Source organism: Streptomyces sp. SID486 (assembly GCF_009865385.1).
Lineage (GTDB): Bacteria > Actinomycetota > Actinomycetes > Streptomycetales > Streptomycetaceae > Streptomyces.
In genome coordinates, this window is record NZ_WWJT01000201.1 from 1 (window position 1) to 2,455 (window position 2,455).

At 70.8% G+C, this 2,455-nt stretch carries 3 protein-coding genes; all 3 read right to left on the minus strand.

Features of this window, described 5'->3' with window-relative positions:
• Positions 1-183: carboxymuconolactone decarboxylase family protein (locus tag GT045_RS09880; protein ID WP_202515172.1), on the minus strand; the 183-nt coding region annotated here is incomplete at its 3' end.
• A 114-nt stretch (positions 184-297) separates the two neighbouring features.
• Entirely contained in the window at positions 298-1,593 is a 1,296-nt protein-coding gene (locus GT045_RS09885; protein ID WP_202527670.1) for an MFS transporter, read from the minus strand.
• A gap of 87 nt (positions 1,594-1,680) precedes the next feature.
• Positions 1,681-2,455: stealth conserved region 3 domain-containing protein (locus GT045_RS09890; protein ID WP_202515174.1), on the minus strand; the 775-nt coding region annotated here is incomplete at its 5' end.

A 2,455-nucleotide genomic window follows, 5' to 3' on the forward strand; every position in this document is an offset into this window, starting at 1 on the left:
GGCGTCCTTGGTGTGCATGTCGAGGCAGAACCCGCACCCGTTGATCTGGCTGGCGCGGATCTTCACCAGCTCCTGGGTGGCGGCGGGCAGCGGAGAGTCGGCGATCACCGTCCCCACGGCGTTGAAGTGCTTGAAGATCTTGCCGAAGACCGGGTTGGTGTGAAGGTTGAGCCGTGCGTCCATGAGATCTGCTCCTGTGTCTTCGCGGTTGCTCTCACCTCACTGACGGACGGCCCCCGGGGAATGTGACATGGGCGGAAGTGAGCCGCGTCACTGCGGAGCCCCGGTGCTACGGCGCTACGGCGTTCCGGCACCTGTTGCCGTTGCCGTTGCCGTTGCCGTCGCCGCTTCCGTCTTCGTCTCCGCCTCCGCCTCCGTCGGCACCGGTACCGGGTGCTCCTGGGGCAGGCGGCGCATGAGGAGGCCGTAGCCGAGGCCGGCCGCCGTGCCGACGGCCGCGCACATGCCCCACAGCCACTGCGCGCCGAGGCGGTCGATGACCGCGCCCGACATCAGCGGGGCGACCAGGGCGGCGACCGACCAGGACAGCGTGTACATGCCCTGGTAGCGCCCGCGGCCGTGCACGGGGGAGAGGCGGACGACGAGACCGGTCTGGGTCGGTGCGTTGACGATCTCGGCGAGGGTCCACACGCACACGGTCAGCATGAAGACACCGACCGACCCGGCGAACGCGGTCAGCCCGAAGCCGTAGCCGGCCAGGAGCGAGGAGACGACCAGGAGCATGCGCGGGTCGCGGTGTTCGATGAGCCGGGTGACCGGGATCTGGAGCGCCACGATCAGGACGCCGTTGACGGCGATGGCCAGGCCGTAGTCGGCGGGGGAGTACCCGGCCCGCCCCATGGCCACGGGCAGCCCGACCGAGCCCTGCTGGAAGACCAGGGCGACCAGGAACGACAGCCCGACGACGGCCATGTACCGCCCGTCCCGCAGCACCGTGCCCAGCCTGACCTCCGCCTCCGCCTGCCTGGCCGCTGCCGTGGGCCGGGACTCCGGCAGCTTGGCGAAGACGACGACCGCGCAGGCCAGCGTCATCCCGGCCTCGATCAGGAACCCGGCGAGATAGCTGAACTCGGCGATGAACCCGGCGGCCATGGACGAGACGGCGAAGCCCAGGTTGATGGCCCAGTAGTTGAGGGAGAAGGCGCGCACCCGGTCCTCGGGGCGCACGATGTCGGCCATCATCGCCTGCACGGCCGGCCGGGAGGCGTTGGAGGCCATGCCGACGACGAAGGCGACGGCGGCGATGGCGGCCGGGGTGGTCATGAAGCCCAGCAGCGCCACGGACGCGGCGGTGGCGGTCTGGGCGATGAGCAGGGTGGGCCGCCTGCCGAGCCGGTCGGCCATCACACCGCCGCCCAGCGAGGAGACGACCCCGCCGAGCCCGTGCAGCGAGGCGACGAGCCCGGCGTACGAGGCGGAGTAGCCGCGGTCGAGCGTGAGGTAGAGGGCCATGAACGTGGCCACGAAGGCGCCCAGCCGGTTGACGAGGGTGCTGGTCCACAGCCACCAGAACTCGCGGGGGAGCCCCGAGACGGACTCCCGGACAGCACGTCTCATACCGGCCGGTGACATGGACGATCCCCCGTCTGTAAGTGGCTCAAGCGGCAGCCACAACTTACAAACGGGGGTTTCGCGTCGCCAGTCAATTAACAGGTCGCGTCAATCGACCCGCCGCGCCTCCTGCGGCGCGGCGAGCCGCGCCTGCCGGCCGGGCCGCCGCCCCACACGCCGTGCGGCGGGGCGGTGGGACACCTCACGCGGCTCCGCCGGGTGCGCGGTGGTACGCGGCACCCGCTCGAAGCGGCTCGGGAACGGGAACCGCCGCTCCAGGAAGGCGTGGATCGCCGCCTGGGCCGGCGCCCGGTCCTTCGGGTCGGTGTCCACGTCGTTGAGGCAGAAGAAGTCCACGTCCTCGCCGGCCGCGAGCCGCGCCAGCCGCCGGCGCATGTCGGGCGTGCCCAACTGCACGTACCGGAAGCTGTAGTCGGCCGGTACGGCACGGCCCGTCGCGATCGCCCAGTGGTGGTGCAGCGTCGACGCCGGGGCGACGTCGGAGGTGGACCGGAAGCGGGAGTACGACGTCCGCTCCAGCTCCTCGATGCCGAGGTCCTCCATCTCCCGCATGACCGACAGCAGTTGCGGGTGCGGGGTGTGCAGCGACTTGTGCGTGATGAACCTGCCGTGGAAGCGGCGGATCACCTCGCGGGTGTTCTTCCCCGCGGAGTTCGGCGCCGGCTCCAGCGGGTGCGGGGCACCGACCCCGAGCTTGAGCGGCGACAGCGGGATGCGGGCTATGCCGCTGCCGTGGAAGAAGCGCTCGGCCCCCACCGGACGGTTGATGAAGACGTCGTCGTTGAAGTAGAGGTAGTGCTCCGACAGGCCCGGTATGTGGTGCAGCCGGCTCTCGATCGCGTGCGAGTTGAAGACGGGCAGC